Origin of the sequence: Rothia sp. P7208 (genome assembly GCF_048512915.1) — a bacterium.
GTDB lineage: Bacteria > Actinomycetota > Actinomycetes > Actinomycetales > Micrococcaceae > Rothia.
In genome coordinates this window covers 238104-261000 of the sequence record NZ_JBLXXW010000002.1, presented here as the reverse complement: position 1 = coordinate 261000, position 22897 = coordinate 238104, and the positions used below count along the sequence as shown (strand labels likewise).

At 44.4% G+C, this 22897-nt stretch carries 19 protein-coding genes; 5 read left to right on the top strand and 14 right to left on the bottom strand.

The features are described 5' to 3' along the window. Positions 1-194 precede the first annotated feature (194 nt). The 5 genes from ACN084_RS04405 to ACN084_RS04385 all read right to left on the bottom strand — a co-directional run bounded on the left by ACN084_RS04405 (position 195) and on the right by ACN084_RS04385 (position 6901). Complete coding sequence (locus ACN084_RS04405) at positions 195-1040, bottom strand: hypothetical protein (RefSeq protein WP_419106014.1); 846 nt, start codon at positions 1038-1040, stop codon at positions 195-197. Next, positions 1037-2464: an AAA family ATPase gene (locus tag ACN084_RS04400; protein WP_419106013.1), complete on the bottom strand. Its 1428-nt coding sequence runs from the start codon at positions 2462-2464 to the stop codon at positions 1037-1039. The genes ACN084_RS04405 and ACN084_RS04400 overlap by 4 nt, the downstream gene beginning before the upstream one ends. Positions 2465-3296: 832 nt before the next feature. Next, entirely contained in the window at positions 3297-4226 is a 930-nt protein-coding gene (locus tag ACN084_RS04395) for a YDG/SRA domain-containing protein (RefSeq protein WP_419106012.1), read from the bottom strand. A gap of 1240 nt (positions 4227-5466) precedes the next feature. After that, on the bottom strand, positions 5467-6201 hold the full coding sequence (locus ACN084_RS04390; protein WP_419106011.1) for an ABC transporter permease: 735 nt from the start codon (positions 6199-6201) through the stop codon (positions 5467-5469). After that, entirely contained in the window at positions 6176-6901 is a 726-nt protein-coding gene (locus ACN084_RS04385; RefSeq protein WP_419106010.1) for an ABC transporter ATP-binding protein, read from the bottom strand. The genes ACN084_RS04390 and ACN084_RS04385 overlap by 26 nt, the downstream gene beginning before the upstream one ends. A 27-nt stretch (positions 6902-6928) precedes the next feature. Here ACN084_RS04385 and ACN084_RS04380 point away from each other — a divergent pair, with 27 nt between their 5' ends. Further along, on the top strand, positions 6929-7156 hold the full coding sequence (locus tag ACN084_RS04380) for a hypothetical protein (protein ID WP_419106009.1): 228 nt from the start codon (positions 6929-6931) through the stop codon (positions 7154-7156). 991 nt (positions 7157-8147) lie between these two features. Here ACN084_RS04380 and ACN084_RS04375 read toward each other — a convergent pair. Both ACN084_RS04375 and ACN084_RS04370 read right to left on the bottom strand, forming a co-directional pair. Further along, positions 8148-9473, bottom strand: coding sequence for a type II restriction enzyme (locus ACN084_RS04375; RefSeq protein WP_419106008.1), 1326 nt, complete (start codon positions 9471-9473; stop codon positions 8148-8150). After that, positions 9466-10395, bottom strand: coding sequence for a DNA adenine methylase (locus tag ACN084_RS04370; RefSeq protein ID WP_419106007.1), 930 nt, complete (start codon positions 10393-10395; stop codon positions 9466-9468). The genes ACN084_RS04375 and ACN084_RS04370 overlap by 8 nt, the downstream gene beginning before the upstream one ends. Positions 10396-11774: 1379 nt before the next feature. On the opposite strand from ACN084_RS04370, the gene ACN084_RS04365 reads away from it, so the two are divergent. After that, positions 11775-12302, top strand: coding sequence for a hypothetical protein (locus ACN084_RS04365; protein ID WP_419106006.1), 528 nt, complete (start codon positions 11775-11777; stop codon positions 12300-12302). 106 nt (positions 12303-12408) lie between these two features. On the opposite strand, the gene hisN is transcribed toward ACN084_RS04365, so the two are convergent. From hisN to ACN084_RS04345, 4 genes are all read right to left on the bottom strand, one after another. Next, a complete protein-coding gene (gene hisN, locus ACN084_RS04360) occupies positions 12409-13200 on the bottom strand; it encodes a histidinol-phosphatase (protein WP_419106005.1) in 792 nt (263 codons plus the stop codon). Positions 13201-13229: 29 nt separating this feature from the next. Further along, the gene (gene rsgA, locus ACN084_RS04355) at positions 13230-14330 is read right to left on the bottom strand and encodes a ribosome small subunit-dependent GTPase A (RefSeq protein WP_419106004.1); all 1101 of its coding nucleotides are present in this window, start codon (positions 14328-14330) and stop codon (positions 13230-13232) included. Next, positions 14323-15705, bottom strand: coding sequence for a 3-phosphoshikimate 1-carboxyvinyltransferase (gene aroA, locus ACN084_RS04350; RefSeq protein ID WP_419106003.1), 1383 nt, complete (start codon positions 15703-15705; stop codon positions 14323-14325). The genes rsgA and aroA overlap by 8 nt, the downstream gene beginning before the upstream one ends. Before the next feature lie 202 nt (positions 15706-15907). Further along, the gene (locus tag ACN084_RS04345) at positions 15908-16420 is read right to left on the bottom strand and encodes a DoxX family protein (RefSeq protein WP_419101503.1); all 513 of its coding nucleotides are present in this window, start codon (positions 16418-16420) and stop codon (positions 15908-15910) included. A gap of 130 nt (positions 16421-16550) precedes the next feature. Between ACN084_RS04345 and ACN084_RS04340 the strand changes: the two genes are divergently transcribed. Together ACN084_RS04340 and rsrA are read left to right on the top strand one after the other, a co-directional pair. Next, positions 16551-17231 carry a sigma-70 family RNA polymerase sigma factor gene (locus tag ACN084_RS04340; RefSeq protein ID WP_419106002.1) on the top strand — a complete coding sequence of 227 codons (681 nt, stop codon included), beginning with the start codon at positions 16551-16553 and terminating at the stop codon, positions 17229-17231. A gap of 1 nt (position 17232) precedes the next feature. Next, positions 17233-17502: a mycothiol system anti-sigma-R factor gene (rsrA, locus tag ACN084_RS04335; RefSeq protein ID WP_419101501.1), complete on the top strand. Its 270-nt coding sequence runs from the start codon at positions 17233-17235 to the stop codon at positions 17500-17502. A gap of 91 nt (positions 17503-17593) precedes the next feature. Here the strand turns inward: rsrA and ACN084_RS04330 are convergent, their stop codons facing one another. The 3 genes from ACN084_RS04330 to ACN084_RS04320 all read right to left on the bottom strand — a co-directional run bounded on the left by ACN084_RS04330 (position 17594) and on the right by ACN084_RS04320 (position 22406). Continuing rightward, positions 17594-17668, bottom strand: a complete 75-nt coding sequence (locus ACN084_RS04330; protein ID WP_095343185.1) for a 50S ribosomal protein bL37 — start codon at positions 17666-17668, stop codon at positions 17594-17596. 190 nt (positions 17669-17858) lie between these two features. Continuing rightward, complete coding sequence (locus tag ACN084_RS04325) at positions 17859-18458, bottom strand: GDSL-type esterase/lipase family protein (protein ID WP_419101500.1); 600 nt, start codon at positions 18456-18458, stop codon at positions 17859-17861. Between the two features lie 234 nt (positions 18459-18692). Continuing rightward, positions 18693-22406, bottom strand: coding sequence for a multifunctional oxoglutarate decarboxylase/oxoglutarate dehydrogenase thiamine pyrophosphate-binding subunit/dihydrolipoyllysine-residue succinyltransferase subunit (locus ACN084_RS04320; RefSeq protein ID WP_419106001.1), 3714 nt, complete (start codon positions 22404-22406; stop codon positions 18693-18695). A 344-nt stretch (positions 22407-22750) separates the two neighbouring features. Here ACN084_RS04320 and ACN084_RS04315 point away from each other — a divergent pair, with 344 nt between their 5' ends. Further along, positions 22751-22897, top strand: a complete 147-nt coding sequence (locus ACN084_RS04315) for a hypothetical protein (protein WP_419101498.1) — start codon at positions 22751-22753, stop codon at positions 22895-22897.

Below are 22897 nucleotides of genomic sequence, written 5' to 3'. Positions count from 1 at the left end.
TATTCTATTCAATATTTTTTTAATTTTGGTGTTACTGTCTGCTATGAGAGTCCTCGGTGTTTATTAAGTTCTATCCGTTAATAAACTTGATAAGCTCCGAGGAAAGCACTCATTCTGTTATTGGGATATTGTTCATGTAAGCTTAGTCTAAGAAAATGCTAGATTGCCAACCGGTCAACGAAAAATTCGCATCTCTAATGGTGGCTATAGCCTCTCGCCCAGGCTTTAATTTGTGAGAACCAATCCATTTTATCTAACATATCCTTATCAATTTTTTCGATAAAACTATCTTTTAAATCTTTTAATTTGGCGCCTTTTTTTAGAGAAGGTCCTAGAGCCTTAATAATTAGAGAAGATCCTAGAGCATGCATGAAATCATGATCTCCTACAATACTGTAGTGGTCATTATTCTCCAATATTTCGAGTAGTTTATCCTCATGGCAAGACCCAGAATCATGGAGCTTGAGGTGTCGTAGGAGGGACTCTAACGTTAGTGGAGTTTCTATCTGGTAAAAGCATTTGCTGTAAGTTTCTTTATCGGATTGCGGCAATTTATTTTTGCAGGCTATACGGATTACGGCAAGGTGCGCAGCATCAGTCACTGCCTTTTCTCTATATTCAGCCGCCTTATTCATTTTGTCCTGATGGTTTTTTAGATTGCTATCCTCGTCCAGTCTGCATGCAAGTGAATCATCGAATTTCTTACTATATATTCTAAGTATATCCATAAAGATATCGTGCCCTTTACTATAAAATATATTATTTGAAGAAAACGGTAAATCTTTATCACAAATAAAGTCGTAATCACTATCCATTAAAAAACCAAAAGGTCTATCATAATGGATTTGTTCCTTATCCTGAATCATCTTTAGAATTTCTTGTTTACCATTTGCAGCAATAACTTCCATACCTTCCAACTCATGATTGCGAAGTATTTCTACATCCTCTTTGCCTTCAACGAAAAGAAATATTCTTTCTCTCGAATAATCAAACAGAAAATCAAGCTTAGTTAAAATGTTTTCGGGTTTTCTTTCTGTCATCGCACCGTTCCCTTAGGCCCATCCAACCTAATCATGTGCTTACGATAGCCAGAGACTATGTCGGGAGAGTGTGTGGCAATGATAAAATTGAAATTGGCTAAATCAGCAATATGTTTAACATCCTTTACAAATTTTTCTTGCCAAGCGACATGAAGTGAGATTTCAGGCTCGTCTATCAAAACAAGAGAATTTTCTTTTACGTTGAAAAGTAGGTCCGTATAGAGGATGATTTCATGCTGTTCTCCTGACGATAGCGAAGTCAATGGAATCTTGCGGTTCTCTATGGACTGATCCCATATTTCAATGCCTTCTTCTTCTGTGATCTTAATTTTCTTATCGAAGAGTTTGTCTTTGAGTAACTCTCCGAGTAATGTAATTCTGTCAAGTATCGAATCGAATACTGCTAATTTCTTTTCTGTATCCTCTAGGTATAGTGAAATAACATTACGTTGCCATGGCTCCCACTCCGTGCCACTTTTGAGGACATCACTGTCGAGGACAGAAATATCTTCCTTTACTGACATAACTTCGGCAAGCTGATTTCTCTTTGTGTTTTGCTCAGCTATTTTCTTCCGTAATACCTCTTCATTATTTCCAGCGTTCACGCGAACTTGAATATCTAAAATTCGACCCGGAAATTTTCTATCCAGTTCTTGTGTGAGATTGGAACTCTGCTTTTGCGCTTCCAGTATGCGATCTCTAATCGTGTGAGATTGTTGCACAATCTCCATTTGTGAGAGGCTAGAATTACGAGGTGAGAATTTTACAGGACGAGATCTCGATGCATCAATATAATGTAATCGTTGTGTCTTAATGATGTAAACCTCACGATCTTTTAATTCGTCCTTGATATTCTGTAATATCCGGGGGTCGTCAAAAGAACTGCGTAATTCAAGGCTGATGATTCCTTCCTCCTCGAGGAGTTTCTCCAATCGTTTGGAGTAGGGTCTACGCCTCGTAAGGGGACCCTCGGTTATTCTCTCGAATTCTCGAATTTCTCCATCTCTAACATCCTCCCATAGAGATCCATCGATGTGGCGCCAATGACCTGTCTCTGCCACAGAATACACCCGTTCGTGCATATTAGAGCTAGTCTTCAACGGATCCTTGCCTGGTTTAGAGAGTTTTATCTTCAGAGGGCGAAGCTCAAGGCCGTCTGCTGTTTTCATTAGGTCATTTTCTTGTCGAACCACAGTCAGGCAAAGGTCATCGCTATACTTTATAGACACCTCTTCAAAAGGGAGGTAAACTAACTGATCAAGGATCAACTCACTTGTAGCTTTAATGATCTCAAGTACTTTAGTTTTACCGATTCCGTTTTTTCCGTGTATAATTAAGAATCTGTCTTCAATATGGATATCGTAATCCCATTTACCGAATAGCCTTTTGATGCTTACTTGTTGAAATCTTGTTTCTGTACTCATGGAAGATATTATATATCTTTTTACTAAAAAAGTATCTGTTTTGTTGATCTAAGATTCATGCTATAGCCCCGTTGTATTCTACTACAGTAGAACATGTATTCTTCGAATGGATTATCTTTATTCTTGTATTTACTGAATAAGAATGGTCGACTTTAGCGAGATGGATATAGATAATAATTGTAGATATAGTGCAAAGCAAAATACGACTATGACTATCCTTGTATCTCGGATTCTAAAACTGATTAAAATTCTTAGAACTAGAGGGATGTATTGCTGTTAATAGAAAAATTGTATAAGAGGGGTGCGTTTGACGTCTCGTTGTTTGGGTGATATTGCCGCAAACTGGGCGGATCTATTACTGCGTATGAACAGAAGCCTACGAAGAGTCGGGGCAAAATTGTTATTATTATGGGAATAATACCTCATGATAACAATATATTAAGTGGTGGATAACCCCTATGCGCACAGGTATCGACACTTGTCCCCCGTTTCACATAATAGGGAATCGTTAAACTTTTTTAGTAGGGTTTCTCGTTTTGTAAGCATTGTCTAGGTTTTTAGAGGGATTATATTTCCATGTTTAAAGAACCTTGGTGTGATGGTTATATCACCATCACTGATAGAAATTTTGTCTATGAAGTAGCCAAAGAACAGGTCGTGTGTTTTCGTAGAAGACACAGATAATGGTTCCGTTGTTACTATGTCCTCCAAATATGAATTGATAGGAATTGCTAATTCATATAATTAGAAGTAAGATAACCTTAAATCTTAAATTTAGTTTTTTAGAATATCTTGCTAATAATAAACCATTAATTGATCTGCTGTTACTTATCTAAAACTCACGTTTAAACTTATTCTCCTGAAAAACTACCAGTCCCATGCCAACTGATTTTATAAAATTGCAAACATCCTTAGTTGGCAGGTATGGCAAACACACTGTGCAACTCTTCACCTTATCTGAAAGAAACCGGCTATAATCAAGAAGCTGAGCTACCGCTTGGCGCACAGAATTACGATCAGCACTGGATTTCATTTCAAAGAGCTCGCCTTCAGTAATATCGAAGGTGTCAGAGTGTAACTGACCTCTTTCTCCTGGAGGACGAATAGACAGGCGTTTAACCTCGTGGCCTATATTTCTTAAGTAGTTTTCTACATCTTTCATTAAAGAAGCTTCACGTCGAGCACGTAAGCCACTATCTTCTACCGGCATGCTCTCGTAGGCTGATACTTTATTATCCTCAACATCGACAATATTAACTACGCCTGGAAGGATTTTGCCGTTTTTATCCTTTTGCTCTGGCGCAGAGAATAAAGAACCTGCCGAATCTATAGCTACCAAATGAAAAACAATAACTTTTCGAAGGTTTCCTGTGCTATCAGGTACTTTTTCTTCGACGTGATAAGGCTCCGTTTTGTCAATCCTGTATTCCCCAACGTAACGATGCTGCTTCTCTCCTGGTCGTGAGGCATCAACAGTCTCGAAGAGGCGAAGTGCACACCCCTTCTCAATGTGGTTTAAAATCGCCTTATTGCCTCTCGTGAACTTCTGGTCTCCTTGTTGACCTTCGCCTGTGTAGTAGTAAAAATCACCGTCGGCGCCGTCAAAGTTGTAACCGTGTTTCCTTGCGCTAGTAAGGTCACTATAAAGCATAATATTTTTACTTTTTCGAGATGGCTGTATTCCGCCTTGTGTAGCGCCACCGTACTCAGTGGCTACTTCTCTACGCGTAACAATAGTACCTAGTTCTATACTCCATGGCATAAGATAATTGTAACCCATCTGCCTAAAATTACGAGTTGTGTTTCATAAATGAATTTACGGAAGAATAAAGATCAATACCTTATCCGTATCCTAAAATGGGAAGTTTCAACAATTTTATCTAGATATACTTTTAGTTTATACATAAGAGTATAAGAGTGTCTACCTGAAGGCTGTGTATATGCAAGTAAAGACGACTGTATAAGTGCCACATAAAAATGAGTACCAGTGGAGGTACCCTAAAAAAATAATTATTCTATAATAGGATATTAGATATTTTTTATTATTCATGAGGTAAATAGTCTGCATGCTATTTATAGATAATAATTATGCGTGTCAAATATTTCCCGTTCAACCAATTACACCAATTAGATTCTGGTATTATTATACTAATACCTGAATTTTGCGTGGATGGAGATTTATCCTTTGTTTTCAAGACACTTTAGGTGTTTTATTAAAATTAAGCGGGGGGGGGATATTGCTGACTATGGGAGGTTCTTTCAGCCACTTGATCGCCATTTGCTACACCCTTTTCCCACCTCTCTAGGGTTCCGTCTTTCATCCTGTAGACGGTGTCTACCTGCAAATGAGGTATTCATTGTGGGCGACCACGACAATACATGTTGTGGTTTTTGCGATGTGGTCAAATACGTTAGTTGTTCGTTACCGGTGAAGTAGAAAATGAAGTTTGATGATTGCAGGACGAAACTGATGGCTTTGAGCCGGCGTATAATGCCCCTCCCCTCGAGGAAGATTGAGCCGAGTTTGCGATTTTTCTAGTAGATATTCCTCAATGCTCGGATTCTCGTAAGAAACCGGGATCGTCACAAGATCGCACTTGGAAAAGATCTATCAGGTAGTCATTTCGTCGCCATAGATGGAGAGAAACGGATTTAAACTTTATGAGATATTGATCCTTCACTGGATTGGGAGCATTTCATTCTGTTCAATTGTCCAATGAAGGTGGCGGAAACTCCTATCTGAGTGAAGTCAATCGGTTGGGTATTACCCCACCTTGACCCAGCAAATAAAAATCAGGACAAAAAATAACAGCCTGCTGGATAAGAAAGATAAACGCTTCCAATCCCACATCTGTATCACCTCGAAGCGATGGAGGACTTCTCGAATCCGGTAAGCTACGTCCTCCCACCGTAAGGCCTCATACACTCGGCAGATTCTGGTCCTCACTTACAGATACGGACTATCTACCTAACACTTGATGAAGAACCCAACGGAATTAGATTTATGCCTTCCATCGTAGGTATGCGGCAGTTGATATTGCGCCTAGAAGCACCACTAAGACCGCCGCAGACTCCAACAGAACACCACCGGAAACGGCATGAGCCGCTGGATCCCAAGCTGCCCTGAGCAGGAGATTGAGCCGATAGAGCGGGTTTATCTGAGCAATCGTCTTGAGATATTCTGGCATTATTTGCAGAGGAAGCGTGGCATCACTCAAAAGCATCAGGGGAGTAAATATTGCCATGCCTACGGCTGAGAATTTGGCGGTTTCGTCGAATAGCGCTCCGAAGGTGAATCCGAATACCAGGGCAACGATTACTGTTCCAAGGAAAGCTGGAATGAAAGACCACAGCGCTGGAGGGGTAATATCAAAAACAAAATAGGCTAAGAGCAGTATCAGCATGAAAGAGAGCACAGAAACGAGAAATACTTTGAGCACAAGAACACACATCACTCTGAACATACTCACTGGCGTTACTGATAGGCGACGATATATCCCACGCTCTCGTTCTGAAACTACTTGGTTGGCAACGTTGAACACACCGGTAGCAAACAAAATAATGACACAAAACCCTGGAATATAGGCAGTAAAGAAATCTAGGCCGCCATAAGAAGCATCTTTGTAAATTGATCCAAATATTCCGAAGCTTATAGCAGGCATTATCACGCTAAATAAGAGGTAAAGCGGTTGCCGAAGGTAAATTTTCAGTTCAATCTTGAGCTGCTCGAGAAGCATGAGCGGACCTCGATTCCTGTGCGATACGTATGTAGAGACTATTCAAATCTGGTGCGCCGGTTTGCTCAAGGAGAGAATCAATCTGACCCGCGTAACGAAGCTTACCGCGGTCTAAATGTACTAAATGGGTACAATTCTCTTGAACCTCAGACATATAATGCGATGAGACCAGAACCAGTCGCCCGCGGCAGAGGTCACGTAGTGTGGTCCAGAAATCGAGGCGGGCAAGCGGGTCTAGACCTGTAGTGGGTTCGTCAAGAACCACTACGGCGGGGTCATTGAGAAAGGCTAGGGCAAGGTTGACTTTCTGTTGCATACCGCCAGAGAGCGCACCGTATCGTTTATTAATGAACGGACGCATGTCAAGAAGATCAACAAGATCATCAATGGGCAGTACCGGCCCTGAATAGTAAGTGGAGAATAAGCGCAACAGCTCTAAGGCTGTGGCTGATTCGTAGAAGTTGTTTTTCTGTAAGACGACACCAATTTTCTCTTTCAACGGAGCGCTTGATAGTTCTGCAGAGAGGTCAATTTTCCCCTCGCTTGGTTGCTGAATCCCCATTATTATCTCAAGGAGCGTTGTTTTTCCGCTACCGTTATGCCCGATGACCGCGACAGTCGCATCAGTAGGCGTTGAGAAGGAGACTGAGTCCAGTGCTTTGACGGAGCCGAAGCTTTTCGATAGGTTTTGAATGTCCATTCGACCAGTAATCTCTTAGGTGTTGGTTTGCCGACGGAAAAAAGAAGGCAGACCGGACGGTTTGCTGTTGTACCAGCTGTGGATATGAACGTTGCAGGAAGAAATCAAGACTCAGCAAAGCAACTATTGCATAAAGAAAAGCCCGATGAAGCAGCAGCTTCGAAGGGGCGTCATCATCTTGTCAAGTTCTACGACTTCGATACCGGCGAAAGCGTCAGAGGCTCATGGCAGTTTCCTTTAGCTAGATTTGGATAATGCAAAGTGCATTTACCCCTCGGAGGGGTGGCGCTTTCAACCGACTCCGGCAATCTTATAATAGTGCAAAATATCTCATTTTTGTAGTTTTAATCGACTATCTCGGCACTATCTAGTTTTTGAAGTGGCTAGGACCCTCCACGATCCGCCATTGGTACGATGGAGATTCTGAGTGTGTTTCGCACTTGCAATTATCGCTTGGAACGGTCCATTCGGTTTTGCCTTGATTGCCTGTTCTACATACTGGTATCGAATACGGTCGTAAATTCCTAGCTTTACGGCGTCTTTCTGGAACTAGGGGGGATAGTCATAGTGTCTATACTTTGTATTTGTTCTTGCTGAACTTATGTTGACTGGTAGTTAAGGTGTGCTTGAAAAGGGGAATGCCAGTTGTAATATAGCTGATGGCTGTTAGGCGTATGCTTAGAATAAATAGTTTTTCCATAAGTGTCAGAGCATTAATGAGTATCTCCTAGTCTGCCGGAGACTACAGCTTTTTATTTTTCCGAGAGGGTAAATAATGAGCTCGAACACGAGCATAATATTTTAGGAATCGGTGAGATGGATATTCCTTGCAGTGTCCTTTTCTGGATGGTTCCAGTTTCTGAATATATAGGATATTTAAATATAATAATATCTGTGTAAAATAATGTATTTAGTGCTTAGTTGATTTCATTACTAACGCCTAGCGTGAACCGTGTTCAACTTGCTATACCCCAATAGGCAGCGAAAGAATCTTCTGTCAATGCGCTTTAATAAATTTAAATAATCCTGTGGTGTATGATAGTTTACTTAAATTATTGTTTGTGGCAGCTTGGCAAGCTTGCTCTGGAAACATAGATACTTGGGGAATGAAGAGAATACACTCGAAACTTTATTCTTCCTGGAAAAGGTAGTTTGTGCCGAGAAGAGTAAAGTCGATGATAGTATACAAAATATATTATATATTAAGTATGAAAGTCTATGTTATAGGCGGTTCCTACTGGATATTTTATCTATCATCGTTAAGAGATAGTATCCATTCAAGCCAAGAGACCACACTTGAAGCTCTACGAGTAACTGTGCTACTGAAGGGTTCGCAAACATTAAGTTTTATCATGAGATCTTCAATATAAGGTTTATCAGGAACGGTCCCCTTGTTTATAACTACCTTAAATAAATTATGGAATATTTTGTGGCGTAGAATCAAACCTACATAGGCAAGTTGTCTCTCTTTGTAATCTAATTTAAGGATTTTATGAGCAACTTCTGTTAAGTGAATTTTGCCTGGAACTAAACGTTCAAATAGTCCTAGATAAATTCCTGCTGAAGAATAATAATTAGCTTGACGCTGTACTGTTCCCATAAACTCAGTGACTTCATCTGTCGTCATAATATTATTATCAGCGGTATTTAAACGTTCCGCTAAAGCTATAATCCTTTTGAATTTATCTGCTTGGATAAAAGGGATTTGTGTGGTTCTGTGATCGTCGCTAATAGTTGGTTCTGTGTCCTGCCAAGTGCTGATGAGATCTTTCATCGTGATTTTGTTGTCTTTGAAAGTATAGGCTTGAGTATCTACAAGCTCTATAGAGGAAAAAGAGTTGGGATCAGTGAACTTATACTCGTGCAGATAGTATGTCATATTAACATACTGAGAAAACACTAATCTAATAGGTTTTTTTACTATTGACAGATATTTTCTATAAGGGAAATAAAGTTGTCTCACATTAAAATTGTCGTGCTGAATATTTTTAGCTTCCATGATGCAGATAGAATTTTGAGATTCAAATCCTCCATCTATCTCAAGCTGTGCACCATTGATACGGAGGTATTGGCTCTTTGCGACATTCCCTAAACCTTTAAGATTTACGTTAAAACCAAAATTTCCAGTTCCCATGCGCCCATTGAATGTTTGTGTTAGATTCTGTCCTTCTTCTCCCAAGAATCTCTCTAACGTATGAGATGCTAAAAGAGCATTAATAGCATTTGACTCACTTGTAATATTCTCTACACGTAAAGTTTCATAATCTGGTAGAGAAATCGAAACTGGTTTGGTATCTGTTAGTTCAGTAGAAAATTTTTCATATAGATCAAATCTTCCTATAGCATATGAACTTCTAGATAGCGGTAATATATTTAGGCCTCGTTCTTTAAGGGGTTCTGCTACCGACTCAGATGTATCAAATTTCGTCATTAAGCGTGGTTCACGGAATTTTCTTATGTCATCTGCTTTGATCTCGTAAATACCTCCATTTTTGGTATATTTTTCAATTTGAGGGTATTTTTTGAGTATTTCTAACCATGCAGAATCAATTTTACTAATAGTCTTAGCCACTTATTAGCACTTCCTTTACCACACCTCGTTTATCACTACGAGAGTTGATAGCACGTTTTGCATAGACTGTCTCAATAGTAAAATCTTTATATAGTTCTCGAATTGCTTCGCAATCGCTATTCGATTCTAGAAATCCTATGCCCTGGTCTCGTAACTTTAAACATTCATCCCGTAACCGTACTTGCTCATTATAATCAAATCCTCCTTGAGTGTAACTAGTAAAGGAAGAAGTCGCAGTTACGGGCATATACGGAGGATCTAGATATACGAAAGAACCTTCTGGGAGCTCCTTTAAAGAATCTGAAAAATCACCTTGGCGAATATCAATATTGGCTTGGCTTAAATATGAATGTAAAGCACGTATGCCTATTTCATTAACAATATTAGGATTTTTATATTGCCCATAAGGTACATTGAGCTGCCCGGACGCATTTACTCGAAAAAGCCCGTTATAACAAGTCTTATTTAAATAAATCATACGCGCAGCACGCTCTACAGGGGATAACTTTTTAAAGTGAGATGTTCTATCTAATCCACGGATTGAGTAATACCATTCGCTGCCTAAGATAGTGTTTTGTTCTTTATGGTATCTGAGTATTTCAATAATATCGTCTGGGTTATCTCTGATAACTTTATAGACGTTAACCAACTCGTTGTTCCAATCATTAATACGAGCACGCTGTGGTTGCCTATTTAACAGGACTGCTCCACCGCCAACGAATGGTTCAACGTACATTGTATATTTTTTAGGTATCCTTTTGTCTATTTCATCAAGTAGCTGACGTTTACCTCCAACCCATTTCAAGATGGGTTTTACGGATTTATTTTTTTCCAAAGTATCTCTTTCGCCCTGGTGATTGCGGTTACTAACTGTGTGCTTGTAGACTTGAGCTTTCTCCATGATAGTTGAAGTTGTCGCCATGCGTAGATAATATCTGTAAGAGTTTCTCTAGCTATTATGAGTTAGATGCCGTTGGCAGCAGGAGACAGGAAAAAGAACTAAACCAGCAAGACTTATACGCTAAGAATCGAATTCTGCATTTAAGGCCAAAACTTAATTCCTGTTTTGAACAAAAACCTTGTTTTTATTGTATGATTCCCCACTCTCTAGCAAGGGTTCTGTCTTCCATTCTGCAGGTGGTATTTACCTGGTAAGTGAGGCGTCTGCCATGGGTGACCATGATGATGCAGGCGTTGTGTTTTGTGATGGGGTCGAAAAGTGTTAGCTGATTATCAACGGTGAGGTGAGTGATGAGGGCTAACGATTATAGGATGGATCCGACGTTTTGGGTAGGTGTGTTTTCTTTCTAATTGAAGCTGTTGAGCTCTGTGCCTTTGGTATAGACGCCTCCGCCTGTAAGTTGTTGTAATCCCGCAGATAAGGATGAGCAGTATAGATTCGCTGGGGCCGGAGTCGCCAAAGAAAACGATAAATTCTTCTTGGTAGGCGGTGACCTCCACCGGATTGAGCTCGCGAAGACGATAGTACTGGTTTGCTGGTTCGTTGTGCTTGAGCGTGAATGAACCGAGTCGATGAGGCGGTTATGCTTAGTAACTGAAATGATCTATCGGAATCGAAAGAACAGCCTAACGTCTATAAGCCGGTTCTATTTGAGGATAACGAAGAGGACGATGCTATAAATATGTCTACCAAGTAAAATGCATGAGCTTATGTAGGACTAACGTCACTCCTCACGATTCCTAAATGCCAAGAAGTACATGACAGAAGAACATAGACCCATACCTAAAGAAATCATAACAACCTTTGGTAAATGAAGATTCTCTATCTCCTGACTCACTACCAAGAAAAGGCAGGAAAGGGAAAAGACAAGTAAAAAAGCGCCGATGCTCTGAATACGAATACTTTTCACAATAAACCTCTCTGTTTACTGATTGTTCATCTCGACAGGCGTCTGCCTTGACTGCTCCGCCCTGTCTTTAACTAGACCGGTAAAATCCTATATTTGCCAGCAATAACATACCCTTGAAGAGTTTTACCAGGATACGCAGTAAATTCTTGTAGCGTCTTGTTGCTTGTTAGGTATGACGTTCTCAGAACATCATCTGGTTGCCATGTTCTAAATATAGAATATCGTTCCAAGTTTCCAGCCATCAATAGGTATAGCAAAAATCTTGGGGGGGGGGAGAGAGAGGGAGAGAACTGTTATCAGGATTCATCTGACCAGATAAAACTTCGTCTAGTTCTGGTTTGCTGGTTATGGAGTGTGGTTAAATGGTTTCAAAGAAAAATGATTGCTAGACGACTTAGCGTACATGTCGGAAAGCAGGGGAAGGGCACTGATGAACGTAGCTACCGACCAGAACACACCACAACCTGAGAATACTGTTCCACCAGTACCGGTAGAGCCTGTGTATGGTGCACCACGGTTAGGTGATGTGCCCGAAGAATACCAAGTACCAGAACAATACCGGCGCCCCTACGGTGCGCACCCTGCGGACAAGCGCGGAATCTCATACTTTCCGGCCGTAGTATCGCTCACCAGTGGTGTTTTTGCGCTGGTGCTAACCTTTATGCTTCTTGGTGCAAGCGGTCTAGCTTATATTCCGTGCATCGTTGCAACTATCTATGCAACGATTGCGTTTAAACGGTCTAAGCAGCGTCCGCAAACAGCATATTATCGAAGCAAATCAAAACTTTACGCGAACCTTGGGTTAGGGTTCGCCATCCTTTCAGCGATTTGTACGACCATCTTTTTGATTGTCTTCCCAGAGCTAGGAAACCTTGACCCAGACTGCGATAACGTCGAGCCTGGTAGCGTGGACGAAATTATTTGCGAAAGCTATGACGACTCGTCACAAGACCTATAACCTCATATACATAAAGAACACCTGCTGTTCTCCCATCAACGAGAGGGTAACAGCAGGTGTTCTTTTTACCCATGGTGTACATGTGTTAGAACGTATTGTCTAAAGACTATTGTGTACCTAAATATTTCAACGCCTCATCATGTAAGAGAGAGTTCGTCGCCATCGCATTACCACCAAACGGGCCGTCAACACCTTCTAAAGAGGTAAACCGCCCACCAGCTTCTTGCACAATAGGCACAAGCGCCGCCATATCATAGAGGTTGAGTTCTGGTTCGGCAGCAATATCGACAGCGCCCTCGGCAACCATACAATACGACCAAAAATCACCATAAGCGCGGGTACGCCACACCGTATCAGTAAGTTCAAGGAACTTTTCGCGTTTGCCGGCTTCTTTCCACCCCGTCATCGAAGAATACGAGAACGACGCATCGGCAAGAGTCGACACTTGCGACACTTTAATCGGGGTAGCCTTCGCTAACGAACGCCCCGTATACGCACCTGTACCGCGTGCAGCCCACCAGCGTCGTTGCAATGCAGGTGCAGAAACAACACCAACTACCGGTTCACCCTGATCAATCAGAGCAATCAGTGTCGCCCATACTGGCACCCCACGCACAAAGTTCTTTGTCCCATCAATAGGATCAACAACCCACTGGCGAGGAGAAGAACCAGTCTGCCCAAATTCTTCACCCAGAACAGCATCACGAGTGCGCACACGAGAAAGCTGAGAACGAATCAGCTGCTCTGCTTCACGGTCTGCGTCGGTTACCGGTGTAAGGTCAGGTTTTGTCTCAACGGTAAAATCATGAGCCTGAAAACGTGACAGCGTCAACCTATCGACACTATCGGCGAGGATATGCGCTAAACGCAAATCGTCAGTATAAGAAACATTAGCCATAAAAATTCTGTCTTTCTGAGAAGAAACTGTTAGTACACAACACCAAGTTCTTTATCGGCGTTTGCAGAAGAATCTTCTGCAACACCAAGAAGCTTCCGAAGAGACTCAAGGCGAGCCTCACCCGCCTCACCAGCATGCCCCTGTTGGACGTATTCTGCTATAGCGCACTCTGTAGCATCATAACCGTGGGTGCAACCTTTAGGGCAGTGGGCGCTCGCTGGCGATAAATCTTCAAAGGCCGACACAATATTTTCAGCGGGAATATGTGCCAACCCGAAAGAGCGAATACCGGGGGTATCAATAATCCACGTACCTTCTGAAGAATGTGAAGGTCGTAATGCTAAAGCTGAGGATGAGGTATGTCGCCCTCGCCCTGTGACCGCGTTAACATGCCCAGTGTCTCGCTGGGCGCCGGTGAGAGCATTAACAAGTGTAGATTTACCGACACCAGAATGACCCAAAAGCACGGAGACATGTTCGTCTAAAACCTGTGTGAGAGGTTCAATCAACGTTGTATCGAGTCCTTGGGCGTTTTCTTCGCTAGGTGCTAGACCATCAGAAGAGCCTGAAAGCATAATCTTTAATGAGGTGTGAGCGTAGTAGTCAAGAATTTCTTGCGGATGCTTCACATCAGTTTTTGTGATGCACAGGATGGGTGTGATACCTGCATCGAATGCGGCAACAATAGAACGGTCAATAAAGCCTGTGCGAGGTTCGGGGTTTGCTGCTGCAACAACAATAATGAGTTGGGTGGCATTTGCGACCACAACTCGCTCATAGGGGTCTGTGTCGTCTGCGCTACGACGTAGTACGGTGTCGCGTTCTTCAATGCGAACAAGACGTGCGAGTGTCCCTTCACGGCCGGAGGTATCACCGACGAGGGCAACCCTGTCGCCTACAACGATCGCTTGACGGTGTAATTGTTTAGCTCGTACTGCAAGTACTGAACGTTCTTGTGTGGTGCCTTCATCAACTATGGCGGTGTACCGTCCACGGTCTACGGTGATGATACGACCAATCATCGCGTCCTCATATTTGGGGCGTTCTTTGGTACGTGGGCGGGAACCCTTTTTATTGGGGCGGATACGTACCGCATGTTCATCCCAGCTCGTGCGGTAATCTTTAGCCATTGCGCTTCACCTCCTGGGCAAATTCTTCAAGCATGTTGTGCCACATGGACGCAAAGTCGGGGAGTGTTTTTGCTGTGGTCTGGATGTTGTGCACTTGCGTACCTTTAACCGCTAACCCAAAGATTGCGCCGGCTGTTGCCATACGGTGGTCGTCATAGCTGTGGATGAGCGCAGGCTCATGGACGGGTGCGTGGATGCGTATTCCGTCGGGTAGTTCTGTTGCAGAACCACCAGCACGGTTAATTTCGGTGACGAGAGCTGCTAACCGGTCGGTTTCATGACCTCTTAGGTGTGCAATACCGTGTAGCGCGCTTGTTCCCGGACGAAGTGCACACAGCGCGGCAACTGTGGGTGCTAGTTCACCGGCATGTGATAGGTCAATTGTTAGTTCAGAGTGATCGTTGGCAATAAAATGTGGTGTGCCTTGGGCGATGAGGGTGCCTTCCTGAAGCCTTGTTTTTGCACCAAAGAGGGGAAGAATTTCTTGCCAGTGCGCCCCCACTTGGGTCGTTTTGTCAGGCCAATGCGGGATAGCAACCTGTGTGCCGAGAACTGCTGCTGCAGCGAGGAAAGGCCCAGCATTAGAAAGGTCTGGTTCGATGAGAACATCAAAACCTGCAAATGATCCTGCTTTAACAATCCATGTTGCTGGTTCTTGGTATTCGACGTTAACACCAACATTTTTGAGGGTTTCAACGGTCATTTGAATATGAGGTATTGATGGAAGCGAAGCACCGGAGTGTTCAAGACGTAACCCGTGAGCGAAACGGCATGCGACAAGGAGTAATGCGGAGACAAATTGTGAAGAGGAGGAGGCGTCGATACGGAGGTCTTGTTCGTAAATATTTCCGGTAGCGTGCACGGTAAAAGGTAACGCGTTAGTGCCGTTGTCTTCTACTCTGACGCCAAGAGAGCGTAACGCTTCGATAACAGGTGCCATGGGGCGTTTGCGTGCATGCGGGTCACCGTCAAAAGAGAAAGAGCCAGATAGTAGCGCAGCTAATGGTGGAACAAAACGCATGACGGTGCCGGCTAAACCGACATCAATATTTTTGTGGCAGGGTGTAAGGCAAGAAAAGTTGATGGGGGTGACGTGCAAGTCTGGGCCGAAAGGGGAGTCTGTTGCAATTTCTTCGAATTTGGCGCCTAATTGTTCGAGTGCCGCAATCATCAGTGCGGAGTCACGAGAATGAAGGGGCGCTCGAAGAGTGCTGGGGGAGTCTGCTATTGCTGATAGAAGGAGGTAACGGTTGGTAAGAGATTTAGAACCGGGGATGGCAACGGTTGCTTGGGCGTGCGGATGAGAACCACCGTAGGGGGCGTTCCAGATATGAGGAGATTCTGAAGACGTACCGGGGATGTTTTTCTCAGTCACAGACACACTTTCGTTCACAATTGTTGATAGAAGAATAACTCATGCTATCGATGGGGCTGGTGATATTCTTCAAACCTGTCTTCACCATTCTACGCAGGTTCATGCTAAATACCACTGCCTGTTGAACGGGGCGGATGTTCGTTTAACGGAATGTACCTCGCCTACGGTGAGGCGAGGTACATTTTATGAAAAAGTTTAGAGTTTAGTTGTTGAGGAATTCTTCGGTGCGTTCACGAACATCAGCAGAAATCTTTTCAGATTTCTTTGCCATTTTTTCGCTGAGCTGGTTGGCCCGCCATGCGAGGGAGGGGTTACCATCGCGGTCTACTGCTGCAATAGCGATAGCACCAAGAAGAGAACCATTGGTGAGTGCGTGGCGCCGGCGAGAAGCACGTTCTTCTGAAGAGTTTGCTTCTGTTGCTTGGTATTCAACATATGCGTTAAGGATGCCGGTGCCCAGAAGAGTCACGGAGGATAGGCGAGGGAACTTGCCGAGAGCGAAAAGAGTTCCAGCAACAACCTGTGTTCCTGCAATGACCTGTCCAACTAGTTTTTCTTGACCTTTGAATGACTCTAGCTGAGGAACAGCTTTGGAGCTGAGCTCAAGAGCACGGTTGAGGTGTACGGTTGAGTCTGCATCACGTAAACGCTCAACACCGGAGATGATGAAGCTTGATGCCAAAAGTGGGCGTGCAAGGCGACGTACAAAAGACATTTTTCCTCCTTGGAGCGGAATTATTTCCGAGTTTTGCTAAAAGTCTGTCATAACGATACTAAGCACACGAAGTGATATACCTGCTAAATGACGCGCATAAAAATAATGTTCCGTCATAAAGTGACTCGATATGCTAGAAAAGAGACAAAAGAGCAACACACTCAGAAAGTCATTGATGAACACGCCCATAACACCAGAAGCGACAGCTTCTCCACCTCCTCCTAGCGAGGGGAATCTTCAAGAGCATAAGGTACGCTTTGAACGAGAAGCCATGATGTATGTGGACCAGCTGTATGCTGCCGCTTTACGCATGTCACGAAATCCTGCTGACGCTGAAGACCTCGTACAAGAAACGTACGCTAAAGCTTTCTCTTCTTTCCATCAATACGCTGATGGCACCAATCTAAAAGCCTGGTTATATCGTATTCTGACCAATACGTATATTAACTTGTACCGCAAACGCCAGCGTGAACCGTATCAGACGCACAGTGACACTATTGAAGACTGGCAACTTGCAAAGGCTAGCTCTCACCAGTCAACGGGTCTGCTCTCTGCAGAAGCACAAGCTCTAGAACACCTGCCAGATAGTGCCGTGATTACCGCATTACAAAACCTGCCAGAAGATTTTCGTATGGCGGTGTACTACTCCGATGTGGAGGGTTTCTCCTACAAAGAGATATCGGAGATTATGAATACTCCCGTGGGAACAGTGATGTCTCGTTTGCACCGTGGACGTAAACTCCTGCGAGACTCTCTCGCCGAATATGCCCATAGCCAAGGTTTAAAGACCCCCACTCAAAAGGAAGCATAAGATGTCTCACTCTTCTTGTTCCGAAAAACTCACTAGAATTTACGAATACCTTGATGGCGCTCTTTCCTGCGAAGATTTGCAAGAACTGCAAAATCATTTAGCAGAATGCCACGATTGTGCACAAGAATACGATCTTGAGTGCGTGATTCGTTCTGTGGTGAAACGTTCTTGCCGGCAGAGCGCACCGTCTGATTTAAAAGCTCGTATTCTAGGGACTATCAATAACCTCAAACAGGGGCATATCCTTGAATGCTCCGAAAAATCTGAATAGAATCCGCGCGAAAGTGGTATCTGCTGTGTCAGCTTAAACGACAGCTCCTCAGCTTGTAATAAGCTGAGGAGCTGAAAAGTATCAAGGTACCTTATGCGTTGGGGCGCTTACCGTGGTTTGCGCCGCCCTTACGACGGTCCTTGCGCTTACGACCGCGCTTGCTCATGAGAGCCTCCTTATAAAAGTTCAACACAAATGATTTAAGAAAATCTTGTGTTTATGTCCTGTCTCAACAAGAGACACCGTTTTCTATTTTGGCATACTCCACCGCTAAATGCACCTCAGACGAAGAATGTTCTTAAGGAAAAGAACATCACATATTCTCTCAAGAGGCAAAAGCGGGGGTATAACGTGGTTTAGATAGGTTCTGGTAGTTGCAACCAGTTATACCAGCCACGATGGAGGACAAGCCACGCAATAAGACCGTAACCAGACTGCCCGGGGCGCCCGTCATTAGCCGCTAAGTCATTACGCCACTGCTCATGGTGCAAAAGTGGGTTAAAAGTATCAACGTAGACGTGATTGCGGCGGGTCACAACATCAGCATACGCAGCGTTGAGGTCGGCGATACGACGGTTACGTTCAGTATCTAAGGATGGAGGAGGGCCTACAACCAAAACCTTCACATTGTTTTGGGAAGCCATATCTACCATATTTGCCAAGTTCAAACGGCTTCGCGCACTTGTAATATCAAGGTCGATATCGTAGGTAGAAGGTGCAATCACCAAACGGTTATCTGCACCTTGAGCAAAACGACGGCTAGCTTCATCAAACCAACGTGCGTTAAGCAGTTCAGAACCTTCCCCAGGGGCAGCAAGGTTATATGCAGAAACCTTTGCAGTGTGCTGAGGTGTGCGGGCAAGAACACGACCAAACCAGCCCAGCGCACGCGGATCGCCTACGCCAGCTAAGAGGTCGTCACCAACGGCAACTAATCGAATATTTCGCTGATCCACAAGAATCTTTCTGTCAAAACTATGGGCGTAAACCTCTTTAGAGGTTCACTTTCTTGTTACTAAGAATAAACTCTATACGCACTTCTGTGTTCTAAATAGAGGTGAGTTGAGAAAAAGAACCTGAAAAAGAACAAAAATGCCACCAGAAAATACTATTCTGATGGCATTTTTGCTACTTATCCGCAGGCTTCAGAACACACCTTGAGGACGTGTCTCATCGACTGACAGATATGTTTAGCTGTCAAAAACATCTTCGATGAGGCTATCAAGCTCCGCCGTATGGCGTTTACCTGTACCAGCAGCAGGAGCCGCAGCAGCTGGACGAGAAGCCAACCGCATACGATACCCAATCTCTGGCAACAGGTATAACGCTATAAACGGCCATTGACCCTGATTAGCTGGTTCATCTTGAGCCCACACAATATCTTCTGCCTGAGAATACTGAGCTAATTGAGCCTGAATCTCTTCTAACGGCAAAGGATAGAGCTGTTCTACACGAATAATTGCAGTGGTGCGGTCTGCCCGTCGGGCACGTTCTGCTTCAAGATCGTAATAGAGACGTCCACTGACAAACACCACACGCTTAACATCCTGAGGACTCAACCCTGCAGTATCTGCTAAGACCGGCTGGAAGCTACCCTGCGTGAAATCTTCCACCGAAGAGTTCGCTGCCTTGAGACGCAATAGCTGTTTTGGCGTGAAGACAACAAGCGGTTTATGCGGGCGAGATAGTGCATGACGCCGTAATAGGTGGAAGTACGAAGCAGGTGTTGAAGGAATAGCCACCGTCATATTGTTCTCTGCACAAAGTTGCAAATAACGTTCTTGACGTGCCGAAGAATGATCTGGGCCTTGACCTTCAAAACCGTGCGGTAGAAGTAATACGAGTGAAGAACGCTGCGCCCACTTCTGCTCTGCAGAGCTAACAAACTCATCAATAATGGTTTGTGCACCATTAGCGAAGTCACCAAATTGGGCTTCCCAGACTACTAAGGAATCAGGGCGTTCTACCGAATAACCGTACTCAAAACCAAGAACTCCGTATTCGGAGAGCAGAGAATTATAGATGCTAAAACGTCCTTGGGTGCTGGACAGATGCTGTAGTGGGTTCCATTCACTATCGTTGTGCACATCATGTAAGACAGTGTGTCGTTGTACGAAAGTGCCACGCTGAACATCTTGACCAGACATGCGCACATCAACGCCATCTAACAACAATGAACCAAAAGCTGCCAGCTCACCAAAGCCCCAGTTAATACCACCGTCTGTAGCCATCGCTTGACGCTGTTCCATCAGCTTTTTGAGCTTCTTATGAGGGGTGAAACCTTCGGGGAAAGCGACAAAAGACGCACCAATACGTTCAATGACTTCAGTGCTAACAGCGGTTGAGCCCGGTACACGAACATCATCTTCACTTTGTTGAGCGGCGGGGCGTTCAATATTAGATACTGCTGCCGCATCAGCAGTGACCAAAGGCGTTGTGGACGCTAACGCTGCGTGAGTTTCCGTGAAAATTTGTTCGAGAAGGTCTTGATAATCTTTACGTACTCGTTCGGCTTCGTCATGGGAGATATCTCCACGTCCAACAAGAGCTTCTGTGTAGAGTTTACGGGTCGACTCATGAGAATTAATCTCGTGGTAGAGCTTAGGCTGAGTCATTGACGGGTCATCAGCTTCGTTATGTCCACGACGACGGTAACAGATGAGGTCGATAACAACATCTTTATGGAACATCTGGCGGTATTCAAAAGCCATTTGTCCGGCACGAACTACCGCTTCAGGGTCGTCTGCATTGACGTGGAAAATAGGTGCTTGGACCATGCGAGCAATATCCGTTGAGTAGGTGGCAGTACGTCCATCATCAGGCGAGGTGGTAAAACCAATCTGATTATTAACAACGATATGAACCGTGCCGCCTGTGGTATACCCCTGAAGCTGGGACATCTGTAGTGTCTCCATCACAACACCTTGACCAGCAAATGCAGCGTCACCGTGCACGAGAATAGGTAGCACCGGGAAACCTGTGATGCCGTGTTCTTCAAGAACATCTTGTTTTGCTCGGACGATGCCTTCAAGTACCGTATTTGCGGCTTCAAGGTGTGAAGGGTTGGCTGCTAAATAGACTTGCGTTTGGTTACCGTCGTCAGAGCTGAAAATACCTTCGGTGCCGAGGTGATATTTGACGTCACCGGAGCTGCCGCTGAGACGAGGATCAAGCTCCCCATCAAACTCACGGAAAATTTGTGCGTAGGACTTTCCAGCAATATTTGCGAGAACGTTGAGGCGTCCACGGTGTGCCATGCCGATACCAACACCAGAGAGTCCGGCGTTGGCGGCTTCGGAGATGACAGAATCTAGCAGAGGAATGAGTGACTCTCCACCTTCGAGAGAGAAACGCTTCTGCCCAAGGTATTTGGTTTGAAGGAACGTTTCGAATGCTTCTGCTGCGTTGAGCTTCGCAAGAACACGGAACTGTTCTTCTCGTGATGGTTTGGTGTACCCGTGCTCAAGGTGGTCTTGGAACCAATGACGCTCTTGTGGGTTCTCGATGTGCATATACTCAACCGCCATCGTGGAGCAATACGCTTCGCGGAGGAGGTGGAGAATGGTTCGTAGAGTGAGCGAATCCTTGTCGCCAAAACCGCCTGTTGGCCAGATACGGTCAAGATCCCAAAGAGTGAGACCGTAATTTTCGATGCGTAGGTCGGGGTGTGAGAGCATCTCATAGCCGAGCGGGTTAGTTTGGGCGATGAGGTGTCCGCGTACACGGTATGCGTGGATGAGTTGCTGAATACGAGCAACTTTAGATACTTCCGCTGAAGGGTCTACTTGGTTATCTACTGCCCAACGAACTGGTTCAAAGGGGATGCGGAGGTCTTCAAAGATTTGGTCGTAGAATCCGTCTCCGCCGAGCAGATAGTGTTCAATCTGTCGTAGGAATTCACCTGATCCGGCACCTTGAATAACGCGGTGATCATAGGTGGAGGTAAGGGTCAAAATTTTAGAGACGCCGTGTTGGGCGATAGTCTTTTCTGATGAGCCGCGGTACTCGGCAGGGTAATCGAGTGCACCAGCTGCAATAATGCATGCTTGGCCCTTGGAAAGACGTGGCACAGAATGGACTGTTCCAATACCGCCGGGGTTTGTCAATGAGATGGTTGTGCCTTGAAAATCTTGGACGCTTAGTTGCCCGTTACGACCTCGTTTGACGATGTCGTCATAGGCTTCCCAAAATTCGCTGAAGCTAAGTTCTTCGGCGCCTTTGACGTTGGGTACGACGAGGTTTCGTGAGCCGTCAGGGCGAGGAATATCGATGGCTAAACCAAAATTAATATGTGCTGGGTGGATAGCAACAGGCTTACCTTTATCGTTCGTTCCGTAGAGGACGTTCATTGAAGGTAACGCAACAGCGGCTCGGATAACGGCATAACCGATGATGTGCGTGAAAGAAATTTTTCCGCCACGAGTTCTTTTAAGGTACTCGTTAATGGCCAGACGGTTATCAATCAGAAGCTTTGCTGGCACTGCTCGAACCGTCGTTGCAGTTGGGACGCTTAGCGATTCTTCCATCGTGGTGACAACTGCTTTTGCTGGTCCTCGCAAAGGAACTTCTTTGTCCTCTTTGGGGGCGTCGTTTGCAGGTTCAGTTGTTGTCTTATGGGGGAGTTTTTTAGTTGCTTGAGGTGTGGGACGGGAAGCAGCTGGTGCTGGTGTTGTAGCACGTTGTGTGGGGTGAGATGGTGTAGCGGCAGGAGCTTGTGCTACTGGTTTTTGAGTTGTTTGAGCTGGGGTGGTGTTCGTTTGTTCAGCCTGCATTGCCTGAAAAATAGGCCACCAGCTTTGTGATACTGAGTTTTTATCGTGCTGGTATTGTTCAAACAACTCTTCTACGAGCCATTCGTTGCCAGCAAATTCTTCGGGCACGTGGTGCTCTGGCAGTGTGGGCACAGTCTCTACGCCTCTTCCATAAGTGTCATGTTTCATACAGAGCAGCGAGAGCCTCGCGCTAAAACCTCAAAGGTTTTGAAGTGTCAGTGGTGGTTTCTCACTGTTGTATTGTGGGATGCTTACACCACCAAAAACCTTGGCGGTGTGTGCTTCAACTCAGTTTAGTAATTTTTTACCTGAACTTTCCACCTTGACGCTAATCATTTCGCAATAAAATGTGAACTGGTGCATATTGAACGTGTATGTATGCTCTGTTTCCTCAAGTAGATAGCTACCTCTCACTTTGAAACAGAATGGATGTTCTCAACAATCTTAAGACAACTGCTTTGGTAGAATCTTGTGTCATGGACGAACCTTCTAGTTATCGCCATAGATATATGACCGACGTTTTCACGCTGGAATATAACACTATGAGCGACCAATATTTTAAAGCCCATCATCTGGCCCTACTATCTCAAAGCGCCCGTGCAATGAAGCCGGTGGTGCGTTAG

Bases quoted from the DNA above. Each gene is read 5' to 3' on its own strand.
- ACN084_RS04405 (WP_419106014.1), bottom strand. From the start codon at position 1,040: ATGACAGAAAGAAAACCCGAAAACATTTTAACTAAGCTTGATTTTCTG.
- ACN084_RS04400 (WP_419106013.1), bottom strand. From the start codon at position 2,464: ATGAGTACAGAAACAAGATTTCAACAAGTAAGCATCAAAAGGCTATTC.
- ACN084_RS04395 (WP_419106012.1), bottom strand. From the start codon at position 4,226: ATGCCATGGAGTATAGAACTAGGTACTATTGTTACGCGTAGAGAAGTA.
- ACN084_RS04390 (WP_419106011.1), bottom strand. From the start codon at position 6,201: ATGCTTCTCGAGCAGCTCAAGATTGAACTGAAAATTTACCTTCGGCAA.
- ACN084_RS04385 (WP_419106010.1), bottom strand. From the start codon at position 6,901: ATGGACATTCAAAACCTATCGAAAAGCTTCGGCTCCGTCAAAGCACTG.
- ACN084_RS04370 (WP_419106007.1), bottom strand. From the start codon at position 10,395: ATGGCGACAACTTCAACTATCATGGAGAAAGCTCAAGTCTACAAGCAC.
- ACN084_RS04365 (WP_419106006.1), top strand. From the start codon at position 11,775: ATGAACGTAGCTACCGACCAGAACACACCACAACCTGAGAATACTGTT.
- hisN (WP_419106005.1), bottom strand. From the start codon at position 13,200: ATGGCTAATGTTTCTTATACTGACGATTTGCGTTTAGCGCATATCCTC.
- rsgA (WP_419106004.1), bottom strand. From the start codon at position 14,330: ATGGCTAAAGATTACCGCACGAGCTGGGATGAACATGCGGTACGTATC.
- ACN084_RS04345 (WP_419101503.1), bottom strand. From the start codon at position 16,420: ATGTCTTTTGTACGTCGCCTTGCACGCCCACTTTTGGCATCAAGCTTC.
- ACN084_RS04340 (WP_419106002.1), top strand. From the start codon at position 16,551: ATGCTAGAAAAGAGACAAAAGAGCAACACACTCAGAAAGTCATTGATG.
- rsrA (WP_419101501.1), top strand. From the start codon at position 17,233: ATGTCTCACTCTTCTTGTTCCGAAAAACTCACTAGAATTTACGAATAC.
- ACN084_RS04315 (WP_419101498.1), top strand. From the start codon at position 22,751: ATGGACGAACCTTCTAGTTATCGCCATAGATATATGACCGACGTTTTC.